This is a genomic window from Sphingopyxis sp. LC363 (assembly GCF_000756385.1).
Classification (GTDB): Bacteria; Pseudomonadota; Alphaproteobacteria; order Sphingomonadales; family Sphingomonadaceae; genus Sphingopyxis.
The window spans coordinates 1-21,601 of the sequence record NZ_JNFC01000004.1; the positions used below are offsets into that span (position 1 = coordinate 1).

The 21,601-nt window shown below is 67.8% G+C and carries 18 protein-coding genes; 11 read left to right on the top strand and 7 right to left on the bottom strand.

The genetic code is table 11. The features are described from left to right. From FG95_RS02370 to FG95_RS02380, 3 genes are all read left to right on the top strand, one after another. Positions 1–900: radical SAM protein (locus FG95_RS02370; RefSeq protein WP_037553714.1), on the top strand; the 900-nt coding region annotated here is incomplete at its 5' end. Then, complete coding sequence (gene ftsY / locus FG95_RS02375) at positions 897–1,823, top strand: signal recognition particle-docking protein FtsY (protein WP_037553716.1); 927 nt, start codon at positions 897–899, stop codon at positions 1,821–1,823. The genes FG95_RS02370 and ftsY, both read left to right, overlap by 4 nt. Beyond that, positions 1,820–2,485 carry an inner membrane-spanning protein YciB gene (locus FG95_RS02380; RefSeq protein WP_037553718.1) on the top strand — a complete coding sequence of 222 codons (666 nt, stop codon included), beginning with the start codon at positions 1,820–1,822 and terminating at the stop codon, positions 2,483–2,485. Before ftsY ends, FG95_RS02380 begins: the two co-directional genes overlap by 4 nt. A gap of 29 nt (positions 2,486–2,514) precedes the next feature. On the opposite strand, the gene FG95_RS02385 is transcribed toward FG95_RS02380, so the two are convergent. From FG95_RS02385 to hflK, 4 genes are all read right to left on the bottom strand, one after another. Further along, positions 2,515–2,883 (bottom strand): VOC family protein, encoded by a 369-nt coding sequence (locus FG95_RS02385; RefSeq protein WP_037553822.1) that lies wholly within the window; start codon positions 2,881–2,883, stop codon positions 2,515–2,517. Between the two features lie 119 nt (positions 2,884–3,002). Then, positions 3,003–4,502 carry a trypsin-like peptidase domain-containing protein gene (locus FG95_RS02390; RefSeq protein ID WP_037553823.1) on the bottom strand — a complete coding sequence of 500 codons (1,500 nt, stop codon included), beginning with the start codon at positions 4,500–4,502 and terminating at the stop codon, positions 3,003–3,005. A gap of 140 nt (positions 4,503–4,642) precedes the next feature. Then, positions 4,643–5,494 (bottom strand): protease modulator HflC, encoded by an 852-nt coding sequence (gene hflC / locus FG95_RS02395; protein WP_037553720.1) that lies wholly within the window; start codon positions 5,492–5,494, stop codon positions 4,643–4,645. After that, positions 5,494–6,651, bottom strand: a complete 1,158-nt coding sequence (gene hflK / locus FG95_RS02400) for a protease modulator HflK (RefSeq protein WP_081932969.1) — start codon at positions 6,649–6,651, stop codon at positions 5,494–5,496. The genes hflC and hflK overlap by 1 nt, the downstream gene beginning before the upstream one ends. 91 nt (positions 6,652–6,742) lie before the next feature. Here hflK and FG95_RS02405 point away from each other — a divergent pair, with 91 nt between their 5' ends. The 7 genes from FG95_RS02405 (at position 6,743) to phbB (ending at position 14,640) form a co-directional block, all read left to right on the top strand. Continuing rightward, the gene (locus FG95_RS02405; protein ID WP_037553722.1) at positions 6,743–7,723 is read left to right on the top strand and encodes an Mrp/NBP35 family ATP-binding protein; all 981 of its coding nucleotides are present in this window, start codon (positions 6,743–6,745) and stop codon (positions 7,721–7,723) included. A 1-nt stretch (position 7,724) separates the two neighbouring features. After that, positions 7,725–8,147: a CoA-binding protein gene (locus FG95_RS02410; RefSeq protein WP_037553724.1), complete on the top strand. Its 423-nt coding sequence runs from the start codon at positions 7,725–7,727 to the stop codon at positions 8,145–8,147. A 14-nt stretch (positions 8,148–8,161) separates the two neighbouring features. Further along, positions 8,162–8,743: a hypothetical protein gene (locus tag FG95_RS02415; RefSeq protein WP_235211428.1), complete on the top strand. Its 582-nt coding sequence runs from the start codon at positions 8,162–8,164 to the stop codon at positions 8,741–8,743. A 136-nt stretch (positions 8,744–8,879) separates the two neighbouring features. Further along, entirely contained in the window at positions 8,880–11,168 is a 2,289-nt protein-coding gene (locus FG95_RS02420; RefSeq protein WP_052182015.1) for a xanthine dehydrogenase family protein molybdopterin-binding subunit, read from the top strand. Continuing rightward, a complete protein-coding gene (hemH, locus tag FG95_RS02425) occupies positions 11,165–12,163 on the top strand; it encodes a ferrochelatase (protein WP_037553726.1) in 999 nt (332 codons plus the stop codon). The genes FG95_RS02420 and hemH overlap by 4 nt, the downstream gene beginning before the upstream one ends. Positions 12,164–12,253: 90 nt before the next feature. Further along, positions 12,254–13,810 (top strand): DUF1963 domain-containing protein, encoded by a 1,557-nt coding sequence (locus tag FG95_RS02430; RefSeq protein WP_037553727.1) that lies wholly within the window; start codon positions 12,254–12,256, stop codon positions 13,808–13,810. A gap of 107 nt (positions 13,811–13,917) precedes the next feature. After that, complete coding sequence (phbB, locus tag FG95_RS02435; RefSeq protein WP_037553728.1) at positions 13,918–14,640, top strand: acetoacetyl-CoA reductase; 723 nt, start codon at positions 13,918–13,920, stop codon at positions 14,638–14,640. A 204-nt stretch (positions 14,641–14,844) separates the two neighbouring features. Here phbB and FG95_RS02440 read toward each other — a convergent pair whose 3' ends face one another. Next, positions 14,845–15,591 (bottom strand): helix-turn-helix domain-containing protein, encoded by a 747-nt coding sequence (locus FG95_RS02440; protein WP_037553730.1) that lies wholly within the window; start codon positions 15,589–15,591, stop codon positions 14,845–14,847. Positions 15,592–15,701: 110 nt separating this feature from the next. On the opposite strand from FG95_RS02440, the gene FG95_RS02445 reads away from it, so the two are divergent. Then, positions 15,702–15,947 carry a ribbon-helix-helix domain-containing protein gene (locus FG95_RS02445; protein ID WP_052182016.1) on the top strand — a complete coding sequence of 82 codons (246 nt, stop codon included), beginning with the start codon at positions 15,702–15,704 and terminating at the stop codon, positions 15,945–15,947. On the opposite strand, the gene FG95_RS02450 is transcribed toward FG95_RS02445, so the two are convergent. Beyond that, positions 15,932–16,789, bottom strand: a complete 858-nt coding sequence (locus tag FG95_RS02450; protein ID WP_037553733.1) for an ATP-grasp domain-containing protein — start codon at positions 16,787–16,789, stop codon at positions 15,932–15,934. The genes FG95_RS02445 and FG95_RS02450 overlap by 16 nt on opposite strands. A 52-nt stretch (positions 16,790–16,841) precedes the next feature. Further along, the gene (locus FG95_RS02455) at positions 16,842–21,560 is read right to left on the bottom strand and encodes an NAD-glutamate dehydrogenase (protein ID WP_052182025.1); all 4,719 of its coding nucleotides are present in this window, start codon (positions 21,558–21,560) and stop codon (positions 16,842–16,844) included. Between the last annotated feature and the right edge of the window lie 41 nt (positions 21,561–21,601).

Here is a 21,601-nt window from a genome sequence, read left to right on the forward strand (position 1 = left end):
CCCTATTCCCCCGCCCTCTCCGGCGCCCATCACGCACGCGCTTTCCTCGGTGTGCAGACGGGCTGCTCGCATAGCTGCACCTTTTGCGCGACCGTGCTGGCGCGCGGGACGGCGCGGTCGGCGAGCGTCGAAGCGGTGCTCGACGCCGCGCGCACCGCGCTGACCCGCGGACAGCGCGAGATCGTCCTGACCGGGGTCGACCTTGCGAGCTATGGCGACGATAGCGGCACCAGCCTTGCGACGCTGGTCGAGGCGCTGCTGGTGCTGCCGGTCGAGCGGCTGCGCCTCTCGTCGCTCGATCCCGACCGGATCGACGATGCGCTGTTCGCGCTGCTGACGCAGGAAAAGCGCGTGATGCCGCACGTCCACCTGTCGTTGCAGGCAGGCGACGACATGGTGCTGGCGCGGATGAAGCGCCGCCACCGCCGCGCCGACGCGGTGCGCCTGATCGAACGATTGAAGGCCGCACGCCCTGAGATCGCGATCGGCGCCGACCTGATCGCGGGCTTTCCGACCGAGGATGACGCGATGTTCGTGAACTCGCTGGCGCTGATCGACGATTGCGACATCGTTTTCGGCCATATCTTTCCTTACAGCCAGCGCGCCGGTACGCCCGCCGCGCGGATGCCGCAGGTCGGACGCACGGTCGCACGCGAACGTGCGGCGACGCTGCGCGAGGCCAATGCGCGGCGGCGGCAGGGCTGGCTCGACGCTCAGGCCGGCCGCACCGCTACGATGCTCGTCGAACGCGACGGCCTGACCGGTCACGCCGAAAATTTCGCCGCTGTGACACTGGCCGCCCCCGCGGCGCCGGGCACCATCATCGACGTGCGCCTGACGGCGCGCGACGGCGATCGGATGATCGCCACCCAAATCGAAGCAAAGGATATCGCGGCATGACCGGCCAAAGCTGGAGCGAAAGGCTGCTCGGCGGATTTCGCCGCACGTCGGAGCGGCTCGGCGAAAATCTCGCCGGGCTGACCGGCAAGGCGCGGCTCGACGAGGACGACCTCGACCGCATCGAGGAAGCGCTGATCACCGCCGACCTCGGCCCGGCGATGGCCGCGCGCATCCGCGACCGCCTCGCCGAGCGCCGCGACATCGCCGCGAACGGTACCGAGGAACTGCGCAAGGTCGTCGCGGACGAAATCGCCGCTGTGCTGCGTCCGGTCGCCGAACCGCTCGACATCGACGCCTTTCCGCGCCCACAGGTCATATTGGTGATCGGGGTCAACGGGTCGGGCAAGACCACCACCATCGCCAAGCTCGCGCACCTGTTCCAGGAACAGGATTATGGCGTGATGCTCGTCGCGGGCGACACCTTCCGCGCCGCGGCTATCGGGCAATTGAAGGTCTGGGCCGAGCGGCTCGGCGTGCCGATCATGGCAGGACCCGAGGGCGGCGACAGCGCGGGCATCGTGTTCGATGCGGTCAAGCAGGCGACTGCGACCGGCATCGACGTGCTGATCGTCGACACCGCCGGACGGCTCCAGAACAAGCGCGAGCTGATGGACGAGCTGGCCAAGATCAAGCGCGTGCTTGGCCGCCTGAACCCCGCGGCGCCGCACGACGTCGTGCTCGTGCTCGACGCGACGACGGGGCAGAATGCGCTGTCGCAGATCGACGTGTTCCGCGAGGTCGCGGGGGTCACCGGGCTTGTCATGACCAAGCTCGACGGCACCGCGCGCGGCGGCGTGCTCGTTTCGGCGGCCGAGCGCCACGGCCTTCCCATCCACGCGATCGGGATCGGCGAGACCATCGACGACCTTCGCCCGTTCGATGCCGACGAGATCGCGGGCATCATTGCAGGAAATATCCGATGAGCGATCAGCTCCCGACCGGGCCCGAAACGGTCCCGGCACCGCCGCCGGCGAAACATGGCTGGCTCAATTTCGTGATCGACTTCGGGCCGCTGCTCGTCTTTTTCCTCGCCTATAAATTTTCGTCGGGCGGCGAAGGCGCCTTCGCCGCGACGACCGCGGCGATCAAGGGCACGGTCGCCTTCATGGTCGCGATCGTCATCGCGATGGCGGTGTCGAGGTGGAAGCTCGGCAAGATTTCGCCGATGCTGTGGATGTCGAGCATTCTCGTCCTCGGCTTTGGCGCGCTGACAATCTGGTTCCACGACGAGCGTTTCATCGTGATGAAACCGACGATCATCTATGCCGCCTTCGCCGTGCTGCTGCTCGGCGGATACTGGTTCAAGCGGCCGATGCTCAAATATCTGCTCCAGTCGGCGCTCGAGGGGCTGACCGAGCGCGGCTGGCTGCTGCTGTCGCGCAACTGGGGGCTGTTCTTCGCCGCGCTCGGCATCGCCAACCATGTGATGTACGAGCTGATCCAGTCCAGCCGCATGAGCTTCGACCTGTGGCTGACGATCAAAGTCTGGGGCGTCACCGCCCTCTCCTTCCTCTTCACGCTGAGCCAGGTGCCGGTGATGCTGAAGAACGGGCTCGCGGTGGCGGAGGAAGCCGCCGACAGCTAGGGCCCGTCCCCGGAGCGGCACCGGCGCGCTCAACCCATGATGAAGGCGTTCAGTTTATTGCCGTCGGGATCGCGGAAATAGCCGGCATAGAAACCTTCGCCGCGCGGTCCCGGGGGGCCTTCGCAGGTGCCGCCGTTTGCCAGCGCGATGTCGTAGAGGCGCTGGACCTGCTCCTGATCCTTCGCCGCGAGCGCGACCATCACGCCATTGCCGACCGACGCGGCATTGCCGTCGAAGGGCTTGGTGAGGCCGATCCCCGCTCCGCCGTCCGGCTTGCCCCAGGCGATGAATGTTTCATATTCCATCATCCGCGGCGTTTCGAGTTCGGCGGCGATCGCATCGTAAAAGGCGGCGGCGCGCGCCAGATCGTTCGTCCCCAGCGTCACATATCCGATCATCATCCATCTCCCGACTCGTTGGCCTTAGAACATAATAGGAACATTAGGCCGTCCGGGCAAATGAAAAGGGCGCCGCGACCAAGGCCGCGGCGCCCTTTTCGATTCGGGTCGCGCCCGGCCTATTCGGCGATGCGGATCGCGATGAACGCCGGCGGCTGGCCGCGGCGCAGGATTTCGAGCAGCACCGCGTTACGGCCCGCCTTCTTCGCCGCCGCGAGGACGCCCGAAAGCGCCTCGCTGCTCGTAACCGCGCTGCGGTTGGCGCTGAGGATGATGTCGCCGCGACGCAGCCCCTTGCGGCCCGCGTCGCTGTTGCCGCCGACGGCGGCGATCACCAGCCCCTTGGTGTCGGCTTCGACGCCGATCGAACGCGCGATGGCGGTCGTCAGCGGCTGAACCGCCATGCCGAGCTGATCCTGGATCGCCTGATCGGCGGTGCCGGTCGGATCCTCGGGCAGCGTCTGTTCGGCCTCGGGGTCGAAATTCTCGCCGGTCAGTTCGCTTTCGGGCGGGCGCGTGCCGACGACGGCCGACAGCGATAGCGTCTTGCCTTCGCGGATGACCTCGACCGGAACGCGCGTGCCCGGTTTGATGTTGGCGACGATATAGGACAGCGTCTGCTGCGGCGTGATTTCCTTGCCGTTGATCCTGGTCACCACGTCGCCGCGCTTCAGCCCGGCTTTTGCCGCCGGCTGACCGTCCTCGATACGCTGGACGATCTCGCCGCGATCCTTGGGCAGGCCGAGCGCCGCCGCCATATCCTCGCTGACCGGTACGATGCCGATACCCAGATAGCCGCGTTGCGGCGCCTCGCCGGCGCGCAGCGCGTTGATCACCGGGATCGCGGCGTCGGCGGGAATCGCGAAGTTGACGCCGATGTTCGCGCCGACGGGCGAGATCAGCATATTGTTGATGCCGACGACATTGCCCTGCAGGTCGAACAGCGGGCCGCCCGAATTGCCGCGGTTGATCGCGGTATCGGTCTGGATATAGCGGTCATAGGCGCCGCCCTGGCCGATGTTGCGCTGGACCGCCGAGATGATCCCCGCGGTCACGGTCGAACCGAGGCCGAGCGGATTGCCGATCGCGACGACCCAGTCGCCGACGCGCGCCGGGCTGCCGTCGGCGAATTTCACAAAGGGCATGCCGGTCGCATCGATCTTGAGCAGCGCAAGGTCCGACGCGGCGTCGCGGCCGATGATCTTCGCCGTATATTCCTTCTGGTTGGTGAGCGTCACGGTGACCTGATCGACGGTCTGCTCACCGCGCGGGCCGCCGGCAATCACATGGTTGTTGGTGACGATATAGCCGTCGGCCGAGATCAGGAAACCCGAGCCGCCGCCCTGCTGTTCCTGGGTGATCGGCTCGCGCGTTCCGGCAAAGGGATTGAGCCGGACGCCGAGCGTCACCTCCTGCTTGGTCGAGATGTTGACCACCGCGGGCTGCAGCTGCTCGACGAGGTCGGCGAAGCTTTCGGGCGCGCCGGCGCGCGGAACGGCCTTGGCGATCTCGCTCTTTTCGTTCTGCGCAACCTGCGCGCCGACGGGCGACTGAGTGACCAGCGCCAGCGCGGTGCCACCCGCCAGCAAGGCCGAAGTGATGCCATAAACATAACGCACGATCGAAAAATCCTCTTCGTTCTTCAAAAAATCCAATAACCCCGGCTGCGGCGGTCTGCGGCGGGCCGGCTGAACGCTGTTTGAACATGAACGGACGCTGCAGGTTCCATTCATCGCGCCCGCCGTCCGCGGCAGGCGCCTCAACCGCCGCTGAAACGCTTCAGATATTCATTGTCGGGCGACATGATGATCGACGTCCCACCTTGATTGTTTTCGCCGAGGAAGGTCTGCCGATAGCTTTGCATCGCGCGATAGAAATCATAGAATTCGGGGTCCTTGCCAAAGCTAGCGGCATAGATGCGCGCGGCTTCGCCGTCGGCGCTGCCACGGATGATCTGCGCTTCCTTCTGCCCTTCGGCGCGGATCGCGATCGCTTCCTGCTGCCGCGCGGTGCGCATGCGGTTATACGCCGCTTCGAGCGTCGCGCCTTCGGGCAGGTCGGCGCGCTTGATGCGCACATCGATGATCTCGGCGCCATATTTCTGCGCCTCGCGATTGAGCGCGACCTGGATATTGTCCATCACCGCGCCGCGCTCGGGCGACAAGAGGGTGGCGAAGGTGCGCTTGCCGAGTTCGTTGCGCAACGACGAGCCAAGGATCGTCGCAAGCTGCGTCTGCAATTTATCCTCGGTGCGGATCGCGGTGTACATGCGCACCGGATTGGTGATGCGGAAGCGCGCGAACGCGTCGACCTGCAAGCGCTGCTGGTCGGTCGACAGCACCTGCTGGCGCTCCATGTTGATGCCAAGGATGCGCTTGTCGATATATTGGATGCCGTCGGTGAACGGCACGCGCAGGACGAGCCCGGCGCCCGAGCGGCCGAAATCCTCGTTCGGTTTGTAGCGGTTCACCGTGCGCTCGATCTCGCCGAAGCGCAGGATCAGCGCCTGCTTGTCCTCGGGCACGATCGCCAGCGACTGCGACAGGATGACGAGCAGCGCGACCGCGACGACGAGCAGACGGATCGGGTTCCGGAACAGCGAGCCGAACATCATTCGCCTCCCTTCTGGGCGGCGTCGGGCGCCTTCAGCCGCTTCTGCACTTCGTTGAGCGGCAAATAGGGCGTCACCCCGCGCGCTTCGACAATCGTCTTGTCGACGTTCGACAACACCGTCTCCATCGTTTCATAATAAAGGCGCTGACGCGTCACTTCGGGGGCCAGCTGATATTGGGCGTAAATCTGGTCGAATGCTGAGGTGTCGCCGCGCGCGCGCTCGAGCACCTGCTGCTCATAGGCGCGCGCGAGGTTGATCGCCGCTTCGCGTTCCTGGCGCGCCGCGGTGACCTCCTTGAACGCCTCGTCGACCTGGCTCGGCGGATCGACCTGGCGGATCGCGATGCCCTGGATCATCACGCCCGCGCGATACTGGTCGAGCAGTTCCTGCATCCGCTGCTGAACTTGTGCTTCGATTTCGACGCGGCCCGGGCCGATCGCCTGGACGAGGTCGAAATTGGCGACCGTCGCGCGCATCGCGCTTTCGGCGACTTCGCGGATCGTGCCTTCGGGATCGGCGAGCTGGAAGAAGAACAGCTCGGGATCGCGCACCGACCAGCGGACCTCATAGGCGAGATCGACGATGCTCTGGTCGCGGGTCAGCACGAAATTCTCGTCGGTGGCGTTGGGCGAACCGATCGCCATCGTGCGGATCGCGCGGACGTCTTCCATCCGGATGCGCTCGATCGGCGCAGGCCAAGTAAATTTGACGCCCGGTCCGACGGTGCGCGAATAGCTGCCGAGGCGCGTTACCACACCTTCCTTTTCGGGCGGAACGATGTGGAAGGAGGAGAAGACCACCCACGCGACGACCACCGCGAGCACGGCCCATTTCCAGAACTTCGCCGAATCGCCCAGATTGAACTGCCCGCCGCTGCCCCCCGATCCGCCGCCGCCGAAACCGCCGCGTCCCTTGCGCAGCAGCTCGTCGAGCGCCGAGGGGCCGCGCGGCTTTGGGCCGCGCCGCTGGTCGGCGGGATCGGGGGTCACCCAGGGGTTGCGCGGCCCGGGGCGCTTGCCGTCACCTTTGCCATCGTCGCCGTCTTTGGGGCCATTGCCCCACGGGCTGTTCGCCATCTGGCTGATCTGCTGGAGAAATTGCCGCAATCCCCCCGGACGGCGGCCGGCCATGCTGGCGTCATTTTCGTTGCTCATGCTGCTTTTATAGGGGCGGCGGGCGCGATTAACAGGGGGTGCGCGCGAAAATGGCTGGCAATCGGCTTCGGCATGCCTATCTGCCGCGAGCATGACCGACACCGCTCCCCTCGCCAGCATCGCCGCCGACCTCACCGGCGGCCGCACTTCGGGCCTTCGCTTTCTCGACGACAAGGGGACGCTCGCGATGGTTCTCGACGTCACCGGGCTGGCGACCGAAGCGCGAAAACCGCTCGAGGACAAGCTGCGCGCCGGCCTGCTCGACCAGCCGGGTGTGAACGAGGTGCGCGTCGCGATGACCGCCGAGAAAAGGGCGATGACGATCATCGCGGTCGGCAGCGGCAAGGGCGGGGTCGGCAAATCGACGCTCGCCGCGAACCTCGCGGTCGCGCTGCGCCGGCTCGGCGTCAAGGTCGGGCTGGTCGACGCCGACATCTATGGCCCGTCGCAGCCCCGCCTGATGGACAGCGAAAACGTGAAGCCCGAGGCGCGCGGATCGAAGCTCGCGCCGGTCGAAAGCGCCTATGGCGTGCCGATGCTGTCGACCGGGCAGATCGCGGCCCCCGGGCAGGCGATCGCGTGGCGCGGGCCGATGGCGGGACGCGCGCTCGAACAGCTCGTCGATGCGAGCTGGGGCGACATCGACACGCTCGTCGTCGACCTGCCGCCGGGCACCGGCGACGTCCAGCTGACGATGATCCAGAAGCACAAGCCCGCGGGCGCGGTGATCGTGTCGACCCCGCAGGACCTCGCGCTGATGGACGCGACGCGCGCGATCAGCCTGTTCGAACAGGCCGACGTGCCGATCATCGGGCTGGTCGAGAATATGGCGGGTTACGCCTGCCCGCATTGCGGCGAGGTCAGCGACCCGTTCGGCAGCGGCGGCGCCGAAGCCGCGGCGGGGACGATGGGGCTCGACTTCCTCGGCCGGGTGCCGCTGTCGATGGGCATCCGCCTTGCGAGCGACGGCGGCGTCCCGCCGGCGGCGGGAACCGATCCCGCGGGTGAACCATTCCACGCGATAGCGGCGAAAGTCGCCGACTGGCTGAACGCGCGCAAGAAAGGAGGCTGACATGGCGATCAACGACGAAGGCGAAATCCGCGAACTGCTCGGCCGGCCGCGCCGCATCGCGGTGGTCGGCGCCTCGCCCAACCCGGCACGCCCGTCGAACGGCGTCCTCGCCTTTCTGGTGCGGCAGGGCCATGACGTGATCGCGGTCAATCCCGGCCACGCCGGGTCGACGATCCACGGCGCGCCCGTCGTCGCGACACTCGCCAATGTCGAGCCGCCGGCCGAGATCGTCGACATCTTTCGCAACAGCGAAGGCGCCGGCGCCGCGGTCGACGAGGCGATCGTCCATGGCGCGAAGGCGGTGTGGATGCAGATAGGCGTGATCAACGAGGCGGCCGCCAAGCGCGCCGAAGCCGCGGGGCTGGTCGTCGTGATGGACCGCTGCCCCAAGGTCGAGATTCCGCGCCTCGGCCTGCTCAAGTGAAGCCTGCGCTATCGTTGGCCGCCGCAGCCGGGCTCGCGGGATGCGCAGCGCCGGCGCCCGCCACCGCAAATCCGCAGGACGCGTTCTTCGATGCGCTCGCAGCGCGGTGCGGCAAGGCCTATGCCGGGAAGCTCGCGAGCGATCAGGAAGCCGACGCGGACATGCGCGGCAAGGCGATGGTGATGCACCTCCGTCATTGCACGCCAGACCGGATCGAAATCCCCTTTCATATCGAGGGGCTCGACCCCGATGGCGGCTGGGACCGCTCGCGCACGTGGATTGTCACCCGGACGCCGGCCGGCCTCCGCCTGAAGCACGACCATCGCCACGCCGACGGCAGCAAGGACGAGCTGACCATGTATGGCGGCGACACCGCCGGCCCCGGCACCGCGACGCGCCAGACCTTCCCCGTCGATGCCGAATCGATCGCGCTGTTCACCCGCACCGGGCGCGGCGTGTCGAACAGCAATATCTGGTCGATCGAAACGACCGCCGATGGTTTCACCTATGGCCTCGACCGCGAGGGGCGCCATTTTCGCGTGACTTTCGATTATAGTCGGCCGGTGACCCCGCCGCCCTCACCCTGGGGCTGGTAATAGCTCGTCGCCCCCGCGAAGGCGGGGGCCGCTGGAGGCGTCGCGCAACACCGATAACGGCCCCCGCCTTCGCGGGGGCGACGATCGAGGCAAAAGCCTTTGCCCTTCAGACTCGCCCCGCTTATCAGCATCGGCGATGGCGGGCATTCGCGACACGGTTGGAAAGCGCAAATCGCGGCTGCCGCAGGTCAGCCGCCGCCAGATACTCGTCGGCGCGACCGCCGCGGGCGGCCTCGCGATCGCATGGAGCCTGTGGCCGCGCGATTACCAGCCGAACCTGACTGCCGCCCCCGACGAGCATATCTTCAACGCTTTCCTGAAGATCGGCGACGACGGCCATATCAGCGCGATCGTCCCGCAATGCGAAATGGGGCAAGGCGTCACAACGCTGCTGCCGCAGATCATGGCCGACGAACTCGGCGCCGACTGGCGGACGATCGCGGTCGAAACCGCTCCGATCAGCCCGCTCTATGCCAATACGCTGCTCGTCGACGAGGATAGCGCGGTCTTTACGCCGCGGTCGGGTGTCCCCGATTTCGTGTCCGACGTGCGGAGCTGGGCGCGCCGCGAATGGGCGGTGCGTAACGCGGTGATGCTCACCGCGAACAGCTCGTCGGTCCGCATGTTCGAAGGCCCGTGCCGCGCGGCGGCGGCGCAGGCGCGTGCGCTGTTGATGATGGCGGCCGCCGATCGCTGGGACGCCGACTGGGAAGAATGCGACACACAGGACGGTTTCGTCCTTCACGGCAAGAAAAGGCTGCGTTTCGGCGAGGTCGCGGCGGCGGCGGCGCTGCTCGACCCGCCTGCCGAGCCCGTCTATCGCGCACCCGCCGCCGACCCGCTCTATGGCAAGGAATTGACGCGGCTCGACCTGCCGGCAAAGATCGACGGGTCGGCCAATTATGCCGGCGACATCCGCCTTCCCGACATGGTCTTTGCCGCGATCCGGCAGGGGCCGCTCGGCGCGACGCGGCTGAAGGGCATCGACCGCAAGCGCGGGATGGCGTCGCCCGGTCTGCTGCATGTCGTCACGCACGACCGCTGGGTCGCGACCGTCGCGCGCAACTGGTGGGCGGCGAACAACGCGCTCGACCGCTTCGCGCCGGTGTTCGAGACCGAAGGCACGCCGATTTCGACCGCGCGTGTCGATACCGCGCTGAAGGCAGCGCTGAAGGACGATGGCTATCGCATCGCGAGCGAGGGCGACGTCGCCGAGGCGATGGACGGCCGCAAAGGGATCGCCGCCGAATATGCCGTCGCCCCCGCGCTTCACGCGGCCGTAGAAACGCGCACCGCGACCGCCGCGCCCGATCGTGACGGGCTACGCCTCTGGGTCGCGACGCAGGCGCCCGCCCAGTGCCGCGACGCGGTCGCGCGCGCGACCGGGCTTGCGCCCGCCAACGTCACCTTATTCCCGATGATGGCGGGCGGGTCGTTCGACGCCTGCCTCGACCACAGCGTCGCGGTGCAGGCGGCGATCGTCGCGTTGCAGGTGAAACGCCCGGTTCAGCTCGCCTGGTCGCGCGCCGAGGAAATCATGCGCCTGCCCCCGCGCGCGCCCGCGCGGGCCAAGCTTACCGCGACACTCAACGCCGCGGGCGGGATCGACGCGCTGGTGACGCGTATCGCGGTGCCCGCGACCAATCACGAGGTGCGCGCACGGCTGTTCGACAATAGCCCCGCCGACGAGGCGCAACGCGCCGCCGCCGGCCGCGCCGACGCCGCCGCGGTCGAGGGGGCGATGACGCGCTATGCGATCCCGCACCGCGCGGTCGACCATTGCCCCGCCGACATCGGGCTGCCGACCGGGCGCTGGCGCGGCAACGCCGACAGCTACACGGCCTTTTTCACCGAATGCTTCATCGACGAAATGGCGGCGCAGGCGGGAAGCGACGCGCTTTCCTATCGCATGGCGATGCTCGGCGACGCGCCGCTGCTCGCGCGCTGCCTGCTCACCGCGACCAGCATCGGCGGCTGGGAGGGCGGCTTGCCGGGGAGCGCGCAGGGCCTTGCCTGCCACTCGATGCGCGGCAGCCATATCGCGCTGATGGCGACCGCGCGGCAGAGCGACCGGGGCCTTCAGGTCGAACAATTGGTCGCGGTCGTCGACGCGGGGCGGATCGTCAACCCGGCGATCGCACGCCAACAGGTCGAGGGCGGGCTGATCTTCGGCCTCGCCGCTGCGGTCGGCGCGACCACCGATTATGAAGGCGGTCTCGCGACCGCGCGCAAGCTCGGCCAGCTCGGCCTGCCGCGTCTGTCGCAGACGCCGCGGATATTGGTCGAACTCGTCGAGAGCGACCGCGAACCCGGCGGGCTCGGCGAGATCGGCGTTCCGGTCGTCGCCCCCGCGATCGCCAACGCGATGTTCGCCGCGACCGGGCGGCGCATCCGCCGCATCCCGCTATCGGCGCATCCGCTATGACCCGCCCGGCCGATCATCCCGCCGTCGCGGCGCCGCTTGTCGGCGTGCTGCTCGTCAACCTCGGCACCCCCGATGCGCCCGATGCGCGCTCGGTGCGGCGTTACCTCGGCCAGTTCCTGTCCGACCGCCGCGTCGTCGAGATCCCGCAGATCCTGTGGCAGCCGATCCTGCGCGGCCTCATCCTGACCACCCGGCCGAAAAAATCGGCGCACGCCTATGCGCAGGTGTGGACCGACAAGGGATCGCCGCTCGCCGCGATCACGCGCGCGCAGGGCGAGGCGTTGCAATGCGCCTTGGGCGAAGCGGCGGTGGTCTCGCATGCGATGCGCTATGGCGAGCCCGCGATCGGTCCGGCGATCGACGCGCTGGTCGCGGCGGGATGCCGCCGCATCTTGGTCGCGCCGCTCTATCCGCAATATTGCGCCGCGACGACCGCGACCGTGGTCGATGCGGTGGGCGATCATCTGAAGACGCTGCGGTGGCAACCCACGCTGCGCTTTCTGCCGCCCTATCACGACGATCCCGCCTATCTCGACGCGCTCGGGGCGTCGGTGGCGTCGGGGCTGGCCGCGCTCGATTTCGCGCCCGACGTGCTGCTCGCGAGCTTCCACGGCATGCCCGAGCGCACTTTGCAGCTGGGCGATCCCTATCATTGCCAGTGCCAAAAGACCGCTCGCCTGCTGTCCGAAAGGCTCGGGCGCCCGGTCGAGGTCGCGTTCCAGTCGCGATTCGGCCGCGCCAAATGGCTCGAACCCGCGACCGACAGCCGGCTCGAAGCACTGGCCAAGGCGGGCAAGAGCGTCACGGTCTTCGCGCCGGGCTTCGCCGCCGACTGCCTCGAAACGCTGGAGGAGCTGGCGATTCGAGGCCGACAGCAATTTGCCGGAGCGGGGGGCGGGAATTTCGCCTATCTGCCCTGCCTCAACGCCGACGCGCCGGGCATGACGATGATCGAAACGCTGGTGCGGCGCGAACTTGCGGGGTGGCTCGCCTAGGCGTGCTTACCAACTGTTTAGGACCATGTGCTAAATTGATCCGGCGCGGCGCCAAAAGGGCGCGACCCCCTGCGCATATGGAGACAGGCGATGGACCAGATTCTGACGGCGGCATTGACGCTGGCTGGAGTCACGCTGGCTTTCGTCGGACTTGCCTATGCCCTCTGGCGGTCGCGGCATCCGCGCGCCGCCACGGCCGCCCCCGGCCCTGCCCCGCGCGCCGCGCGCGAATATCGCTTGCCGAAACTGTCGCGCCGGGCCGAAGCTCCGCCCGACGACGTCGAAATCTCACCGTCGCGGCTCGCGCGAATCCGCCGCCAGACGCCGCCGGACATGGTTGATGAGAGCGGCTATGACTCCGCGCCCGACGCGGCTGCGCCCCTGGAGGCCGCATCGCCCGCCGCGATCGAAACGACGCTCGAAACGATCGCCTCCGAAGTCGCGGAGCAGGCGCACCGGATCGAGCGCGACGAGGCCGAAACCGTCGCGCTTCGCCTCCTTCCCCAAATTCCACCGCGCGATGCGATTTCAACCAACAGCTGGCTGGGCGGCCGCCCGCGACTCGTGGCGGGCATGGCGTGGCCCCGGATCGACGACCAGCCGGTCGATTTCCTCGCGCAGATCGATTGCACCGACCTGCCCGCCGACCTGTGGGGCGGGCTGGGGCCGCGCGACGGCGCGCTCGCCTTTTTCATCCATCGCCGCAAGCCCGAGGTGCGCGTCCTGCATCTTCGCGACACCGGCATGCCGACCCAGCCCCCGTTCGCGCTCAACGATGCCGAAGGCTGGTTCGGTCCCCATGGGGGTCTCGGCCAAGGCGACCTTGCGCCCTTCGCTATCCGCGCCTTTCCCGAATGGCCCGTCGATCTGGTCGCCGTGCGCGCGGGCGATCCCGATCCGCGCGACGCGGACGATGCCCAGGTGGCGGGCGGCGAGCGCGCCGATCGCGGCTATGACATCGCCGATCCCGCCTTTCATCCTTTCGACTGGGGCAGCATGACCGCGATGGTCGCGCTCCTCGAAATGCGGCTCGGCGGGCTCGAACAGGACGCGGCGACGAACATGGACGATGACGAGGCATCGAACCAGTGCGCCGCGATCAACCGCGACGCCTGCGAACGCGCGCGCGAGATCATCGCTATCGTCCACGACAGCGCGGCGCGCGACAGCTTCTCGCCCGGCGACGCGACCGCGGTGATGGCAGCGCTGCACGCGATCCGCTGGGCCAAGGCGGTTCGCACCGTCGATCCCGAAACCGGCGCCGAGCGGATCGAGATGATCACGCTGCCGCTGACGACGCATCGCCCCGACGCCGATCTTTGGGTTCAGGATTATCGGACGATCCTGTTTGACCGCGCCAAGCACGCCTGGTGCGCCAACCCCGACAATCTGTCGGCGCCGGCGCGCGCATTCTATGAACCCCGGTGGCGCGCGATGGCGGCGTCCGAGATGGCGGCGATGGGCGGCGAACCGGTTCGCCCCCTGCCCGGTTTTGACGCCGGCCGCGACGTGGTGTTGCTCGAACTGCCGAGCAGCGGACTGATGAGCCGGAAATTCGGCGAAGACGCCGATCTGGTCGTGACCATCGACCGGGCCGATTTGGCGATCGGGAATTTTTCGAAGGTGCGGGCGCAGCTCGGCAGCTAGGTCAATCTTCTTCCGGAATAGCTTTGCGATTGACGTTCCGGTCAACTTGCAGCGCTCCGTGCCGCAGCCTAATCATGATGCGATAACGCAGTGGGAGAGCTTGATTTATGGCACGCATCGCAATCGTCACCGGCGGCAGCCGCGGCATCGGGGAAGCGATTTCGCTGAAACTGAAGGAACAGGGCGTCACCGTCGTCGCCAACTATGCCGGCAATGACGAAAAGGCGCGCGAATTCACCGACCGCACCGGCATCGCCGCGCGCAAATGGGACGTCGGCGACCATCAGGCGTGCCTCGACAATTGCGCCGCCATCGCCGGGGAATTCGGCGCGATCGACATCGTCGTCAACAACGCCGGCATCACCCGCGACGGCACGCTTGCGCGCATGAGCTACGACGATTGGGACGATGTGATGCGCGTCAACCTCGGCGGCTGTTTCAACATGGCGAAGGCGACCTTTGCCGGCATGGTCGAGCGCGGCTGGGGCCGCATCGTCAACATCGGGTCGATCAACGGGCAGGCGGGCCAATATGGCCAGGTCAATTATGCCGCCGCCAAGTCGGGCATCCACGGCTTCACCAAGGCGCTCGCGCAGGAAGGCGCGAAGAAGGGCGTCACGGTGAACGCGATCGCGCCGGGCTATATCGACACCGACATGGTCGCCGCGGTGCCGGCGCCGGTGCTCGAAAAGATCGTCGCCAAGATTCCGGTCGGGCGTCTGGGGCAGGCCGACGAGATCGCGCGCGGGGTAGCGTTCCTGTGCAGCGAGGATGCGGGCTTCGTCACCGGATCGACGATGTCGATCAATGGCGGGCAGCATATGTATTGACGGGCCGAGGGCGGCGATCCGAAAGATCGCCGCCCCGTCTGACGTCTTGGCGGCGGCTTTGCCGTCGCCGCTCACTCTACCCCGTAACGCGTTCGCCCCTGGTTCCTTCTTTGCGACGTCGAAAGGAAGAACGGCGCTTCGACAAGCTCGGCACGAACGGAACAAGAGGGTGGTCTCAAATCTCTGGCCCACCCTCTCCAACCCTCACTCCACCGTCACCCCGACCACGCGCCAGCTTCCGCCCTCGCGCACCAGCGACAGCGTCTCGATCGCGCCCGTCTTGTTCGCATAGTCGGTGCGGAACTTGACCATCTGATAGCCATAGGGCGGCGCGGGCACCGACTCGTCGCTCATCAGAACCCGCGACTTAACCGGCCCCAGCGGCCTCTGCACCTGTTGCGCGACCCGCGCCCAGGTCTCGACCGAGTTGAGCGCCTTGAACGATTGGCCGGTCGCCTCCCAGCTGCCGTTCCAGTCGCCCTTCTCGACCAGCGCGAGCCAGTCGCGCGCCGCCGCGACCGCAGGGCTTTCGGCGGGCGCGGTCGACGGCATCGCCGCGGGCGTGTCGGCGGTGCCGGTCATCGAGGAAAAAGCGAACAGGGCCAAGCTAAGCGACATCAGAAGACCTCCAACGAGCCAGCCGAGCGGCCGCACCATGCGGGGCGCCTCGGCGGGTGTCGTCCGGTCTTCCACATCGGGTAGGGCAGCGGCTTCTCCCAAAGCCTTGTCCGCCAATATTTGAGGGGTCCGGTGCTCGATCTCGCGCAGCTGGCGCGCCGCCTCGCGACTGCTCGACACCGCCATCTTGCGCCGCGCGTCGCGCAGCCTTTCGTTGATCGTATGGACCGACAGCCCGAGATGCCGCGCCATCGACTTGGCGTCATAGCCGCTGACAAGCAGCCGCAGCGTCTCTTTCTCCTTTTCGGTGAGAGTGTGGATTCCAGCGGTCATCGGCGTGCCTGTTTCGCTTCCATTCGCGCGCCAATCTAGGCGCCGCCCGAATCGCGGTCACCCCCAAATAAATCGTACCCCTCGCCGGACAGGCGTTATAAATCCGGACCATGGCGCCGCCGCTTCATCCCCCGGTCAAACGTTCGGTGACGATCGCCGGCCATCCGACCTCGATCAGCCTCGAGCCCGTCTTCTGGGACGCGCTCGAAGCCGAAGCGGTGCGGCAGGCGCTGCCGGTCAACGCGCTCGTCGCGCGGATCGATGTCGAACGGATGGAGGCGGAGGACCCGCCGAACCTGACCTCGGCGATCCGGCAATGGCTGTGGCGGGGGCGACCCGATCAGATGGCGCCGTAAAGCGCCAGCCCGAACGCCGCGCCCTTGTCGGGGGCGTGATGCAGGAAGAGCGACGGCTCGATCAACTCGAGTTCCATGATGTGGAGCGTTCCCGCCGCATCGCCGACCATGTCGACGCGCGCATAGACCGGCGGTGCGGGCGCGGCCGCCCGCGCGGCGGCGGCGGGGCGCCGCGCTGCGTCGCCCGCGTCCCACACCGTCTCGCGCCCGCCGAACTGTTCCTGCACGCGAAAGTCGCCCGATGCCGGGCGCTTGACGATCGCGTGGCTGAATTTGCCGGCGAAGAAGAAGAGCGAAAATTCGCCTTCGGTGAGGATGCCCTGCATCAGCGGCTGGACGAGCCGGCGCTGGCCGAGCGCGTCGGCGGGGATCGGCGTGCCGGGCGCGACGCGGTGCGTGCCGTCGGCGCCGCCCGAAATCGCGGGCTTGATCACGACTTCGTCGACCCCGAGCTCGGCCATCGCTTCGGCGAGGCGCGCGTCGTCGAGCGCATCGACCTCGACCGTCGGCACGACCGCGACGCCCTTTGCGCCGAGCTCGGCGAGATAGGCCTTGTCGCTGTTCCAGCGCAGCACCGGCACCGGATTGACCACCGGCAGGCCTTCGCTCTCTATCCGGTCGAGCAAAGCATACCAGGCCGCGACATCGCGCTGATAACCCCAGGCAAAGAGCGGCAGCACGAGGTCATAACCGGTAAGATCGCCCGGATCGGTCCACACGCGCTGCTCGACGATCAGCCCGGCCGCGGTCAGCGCCGCCGCCTTGCGGGCGAAGGCGGGCTGCCACTTTTCTTCATAATCGGGCGCCGGGATCAGGATCGCGACGCGGGGCTGGAACGGCATGGAGGGGAAGCTTTCCTGAAGCCCCTCCCCTTCAGGGGAGGGCCTTATTTGATTACCGCGCCAACAATCCGCGCGCCTGCCCGGCGATGTGCGACAGCATCGCGCCATTGGGGTTCGGAATCATCCGCGCGCGGTCGACGGTGCTGCGGAACTGTTCGACGCGCGGGGCATGGTCGGCGAGCCATTTGGTCACCGCCGCGTCGAGATCGCCCTTCGGCAGCTGGCCAAGGAAGGCCAGCCGCATCTGCTGGAAATCGCGCGCGAGGCTGTTGACGAGCAGGCGTTCCCACGGATCGGCGGGGCTCATATGCGCCGCGAGCGTTTGCGCCCAGTCGAGCCCGAGCGCTTCGCCCAGATGGGTGAAGGCGCGCGTCACCGCGACCTCGTCGTCGCCGCGGCGTTCGGCGAGGTCGACGATGCCGATCGCGCCGTCGGTCTTGAACAGCCGGACGACCGCGGCGGTCAGCGTCTCGGGCGCCCCGGCGTCGAGCAATTGCTGCGCGAGCATATCCCACTGGCGCTTGACCGACGGGCTGAGCAGCGCGTCGACGCCCGCGGTCAGGCGATCGACGCCCGGCTCGAGCCGCGCGACGACAGGGCCCGGCTGCGACAGGCTCTGGGTGACGCGGAGGAGATCGGCCATCTGCGAGGTCATCGCCGACGACGCTTGCGCGAAGAGCGACAGGCGGACGCCCTCGTCGATCTTGGCTTCGTCGAGCGCCTCCCAGATCGCCGGCATGTCGAGCAGGCGTTCGACCGCAACGAACGCTGCGGCGATGTCGCCGAGCGCGCAGCCTTCTTCCTCGACCAGCTCGAACGGATGGACGATGCCCATGCGGTTGATGATGCGGTTCGCGATCTTGGTCGCGATGATTTCGCGGCGCAGCTGGTGATCGGCGATCGCCGGCGCGAAGTCGCGCTGCATCTCGTCAGGGAAGGCCGCAGCGAGGTCGCCGCCAAGCGCCGGATCGTCGGGCAGGTCGCTGTTCTCGATCGCGTCCTGCAGCGCGAGCTTCGCGGTCGAGAGCAGCACCGCGAGTTCGGGGCGCGTCAGCCCGCGCCCTTCGCCCGCGCGGCGGAGGAGCTCGTCGTTCGCGGCGAGCCCCTCGACCTTGCGGTCGAGCCGGCCGGCGCCCTCGAACGTCTCCATGATCCGCACCAGCGACGGCACCGCCGCAGAGCCGCCCTTTTCGGCGATCGACAGCGCGAGTGCCTGGAGCCGGTTATCCTCGAGCACGAGATCCGACACATTGTCGGTCATGCGCACGAGGAGCGCGTCGCGGTCGTCCTGGCTGAGGCGCCCTTCGGCCATCTCGCGATTGAGCGCGATCTTGATATTGACCTCGTTATCCGAGCAGTCGACGCCCGCGCTGTTGTCGATGAAGTCGGTGTTGATCCGCCCGCCCTTCGCCGCGAAGGCGATGCGCGCGGCCTGCGTCACGCCGAGGTTCGCGCCCTCGCCGACCGCCTTGACGCGCAGATCCTCGGCATCGACGCGCAACGCGTCGTTCGCGGGATCGCCGACCTCGGCATTATTCTGGCTCGCGGCCTTCACATAGGTGCCGATACCGCCGAACCAGAGCAGGTCGACTGGCGCCTTCAGGATAGCCGAGATCAGCGAGCCCGGGTCGATTTCGCTGACCGACAGGCCGAGCAGCGCCTGCACCTCGGGGGAGAGCGGTATGCTCTTCTGGCTGCGCGGGAAGACGCCGCCGCCCTTCGAGATCAGCTTCTTGTCATAATCGTCCCAGCTCGAACGCGGCAGGTTGAACATCCGGTCGCGTTCTTTCCAGCTTTTCGCCGGATCGGGATCGGGGTCGAGGAAGATATGGCGGTGGTCGAAGGCAGCGGTGAGCTGGATCGCCTTCGACAGCAGCATGCCGTTGCCGAATACGTCGCCCGACATGTCGCCGCAACCGGCGACGCGGATCGTGTCGGTCTGCACGTCGACGCCCATTTCGGCGAAGTGGCGCTGGACCGAAATCCACGCGCCCTTGGCGGTGATGCCCATCGCCTTGTGGTCATAACCCTTCGACCCGCCGCTCGCGAACGCATCGCCGAGCCAGAAATCGCGCTCCATCGCGAGCGCATTGGCGACGTCGGAGAAGGTCGCGGTCCCCTTGTCGGCGGCGACGACAAAATAAGGATCGTCGCCGTCGAGGATTGCCACGCCCTTCGGATGCACGACCTTGCCGCCGACCAGATTGTCGGTGATCGACAGGAGCGAGCGGATGAAGATGCGATAGCATTCGGTGCCCTCGGCGAACCAGGCGTCGCGGTCGAGCGACACGTCGGGCAGCGCCTTGGGATAGAAGCCGCCCTTCGCGCCGGTCGGCACGATGACGGCGTTCTTGACGCGCTGCGCCTTCATCAGGCCGAGAATTTCGGTGCGGAAGTCGTCGCGGCGATCGGACCAGCGCAGCCCGCCGCGCGCGACCGGGCCGGCGCGCAGATGGACGCCCTCGACGCGCGGCGAATAGACCCACACCTCGCGCCACGGCAGCGGCTTGGGCAGGCCGGGGACGAGGCTCGAATCGATCTTGAACGCCAGCGCTTCCTCGGCCGCAGGGGCGAAGGCGTTGGTGCGCAGCGTCGCACCGATCACCGCGTGGAACAGGCGCAGGATGCGATCCTCGTCGATCGACTTGATGTCGGCGAAGTCGGCGAGGATCTCGGCTTCGAGCGCCTCGGCGCGCTTGGCATCGCGCGCCTTGGGGTCGTGGAGAGCACGGAAACGCTCGATCAGCGCCGCCGTCAGCTTGGGCGCATGGCGCAGCGCGCTGACCACCGTGTCCATGCCATAGGCCGAGCCGCCCTGCCGCAAATAGCGGAACCAGGCGCGCAGCCACACGATCGCGCGCGGGTCGGTCTGGTTGGTGAGCACCAATTCGTTGAACGCGTCATTCTCGGCGCGGCCTCCCAGCACCGCCGTGATCGCGCCTTCGAGCACCTCGGCATAAGGAAGCAGCGCGAGCTCGTCGACATTGGCGGGCAGCCGCAGCGTGAAATCGTGGATGACGATCGCCGACTCGTCTTCGTCCTCGGCGCCCGGCGTGCGGCCTTGCAGCGTGGTCGGGATTTCCTCGAGCACTTCGAAGCCGAAATGTTCGAGCGCGGGAACGACGTCGGACAGCGCCAGCGGGCCGGCGGCGCTGTAGACCTTGAGCCGCAGCCGGTCGTCGCCGTCGAGGCTCTTCCGCGCGAGCCGCACGCTGCGCGGATTGCCCGCGTCGAGATCGCGCAGGCGCAGGATGTCGCGCGCGGCTTCCTCGGGGTTATAGAGGTTGCGGTAGTTGGGCGGGAAAGTCGGCGCAAAGCGCGCCGCGAGCGCCGCCGCGCGGCCCGGGTCGCCGCGCTTCGCCAGCGCCGCCTCGACCTCGGGCTGCCAGCCGCGCACCATCTGTTCGAGCTGCGCGTTGAGCGCCTCGGTATCGGGAACGACGCCGCCGCTCCTGAGGTCGAGCGTATAGCGCAGCAGTGCCGCACCGCCGTCTTCGAGCACCATCGTCCAGCCGATGACTCCCGCTTTGGCCTCGCGCACCAACAGGCTCTCGACCGCGAGGCGGCGGCCGGTCGAGACTTCGTCGCGCGGCAGCCAGACGAAGGCGAACAGGTGGCGGCCGAGCGCGCTCTGCACCGTCACCAGCTTGGGCCGCGGCCGATCGGTGATCGACATCGAGGTCAGCACCAAGGCTTCGAGCGAAGCCGAGTCGAACGCGATCAGCAAATCATGCGGAAGCGCGGTGAGCGCATGGGCGAGCGCCTTGCCCGCATGGCCCGTCGGATCGAAGCCGAATTTCGCCATCAGTGCTTCGAGCTGCGCGCGCAGCACCGGCACCTTTGCCGGCGGCGACGACAAGGCCTGACTGGTCCACAGGCCGGCGTGGATCGACAGGCGTTCGACCTTATTTCCCTTCAATTCTGGGACAACGACGAGGTCAAGCAGCACGCGGCGATGGACCGCCGACAGCCGGTTCGACTTGATCAGCAGCGGCGCGTGGCCTCCCCCCGCTTTTTCCCGGGCGTCGAACCAGGCAAAGGCGGCTTCGAGCGCCGCGGGCGACAGGAGCTGGCTGTCGCTGCTCTCGCTGATGCCCAGCGGATCCTGTGCCTTGCCATCGCGCGTGCGCCATTCGTGGCCGAGCTGGGTCATCGATCCGCCCTCGAACCAGCGCAGCAGCTCGGCGCCTTCGCCGTCGACGCGCATCGCGGCGTCGGCGAGCATCGCGGCGCGCATCGCTCGCCAGTCGCGCACCGCGGCGCGCACGTCGCGCAGCGCCGCTTCGAGGCCGTCGAGCAGGCGCCGACGCGCGCGCGCGTCGCCGCGCTCGAGTTCCATATAAATGACCGACTCACGCGTTCCGCCTTCGCCGGCTTCCTGCAGATGCCCCTTCGCATCGCGCTTCACCGCGACGACGGGGTGAAGGATGCGGTGAACGGCGAGCCCCTGCGCCGCGACCGCCTGCGAAGTCGAATCGACGAGGAAGGGCATGTCGTCGTTGATGATGGCAAGCCGCATCCGGCGATCGGTGCCGTCGGCGGCGATCGGTTCGAGCAGCAGCGACGGCGTTTCGGCGGTGCGGTCGAGCGCGGCGCGCGCTGCGAACTGGCTCGCGTCGGCCAGTGCGGCCTCGTCCATATCGTCGCCCTCGCCCGGCAGCGCGCTGCCGGCGAGCGCGGCCAGATAGGCGGCGGAGACTTTTGGGGGGATTTTGACGGTGGAGGGGGTCGGCGTGTCCGTTTCCGGCGTATCGGACAGTTTCTGAGACATAAAATGCAGCATCCCGAACCAAAGAGGGGGATCCCAGCCGA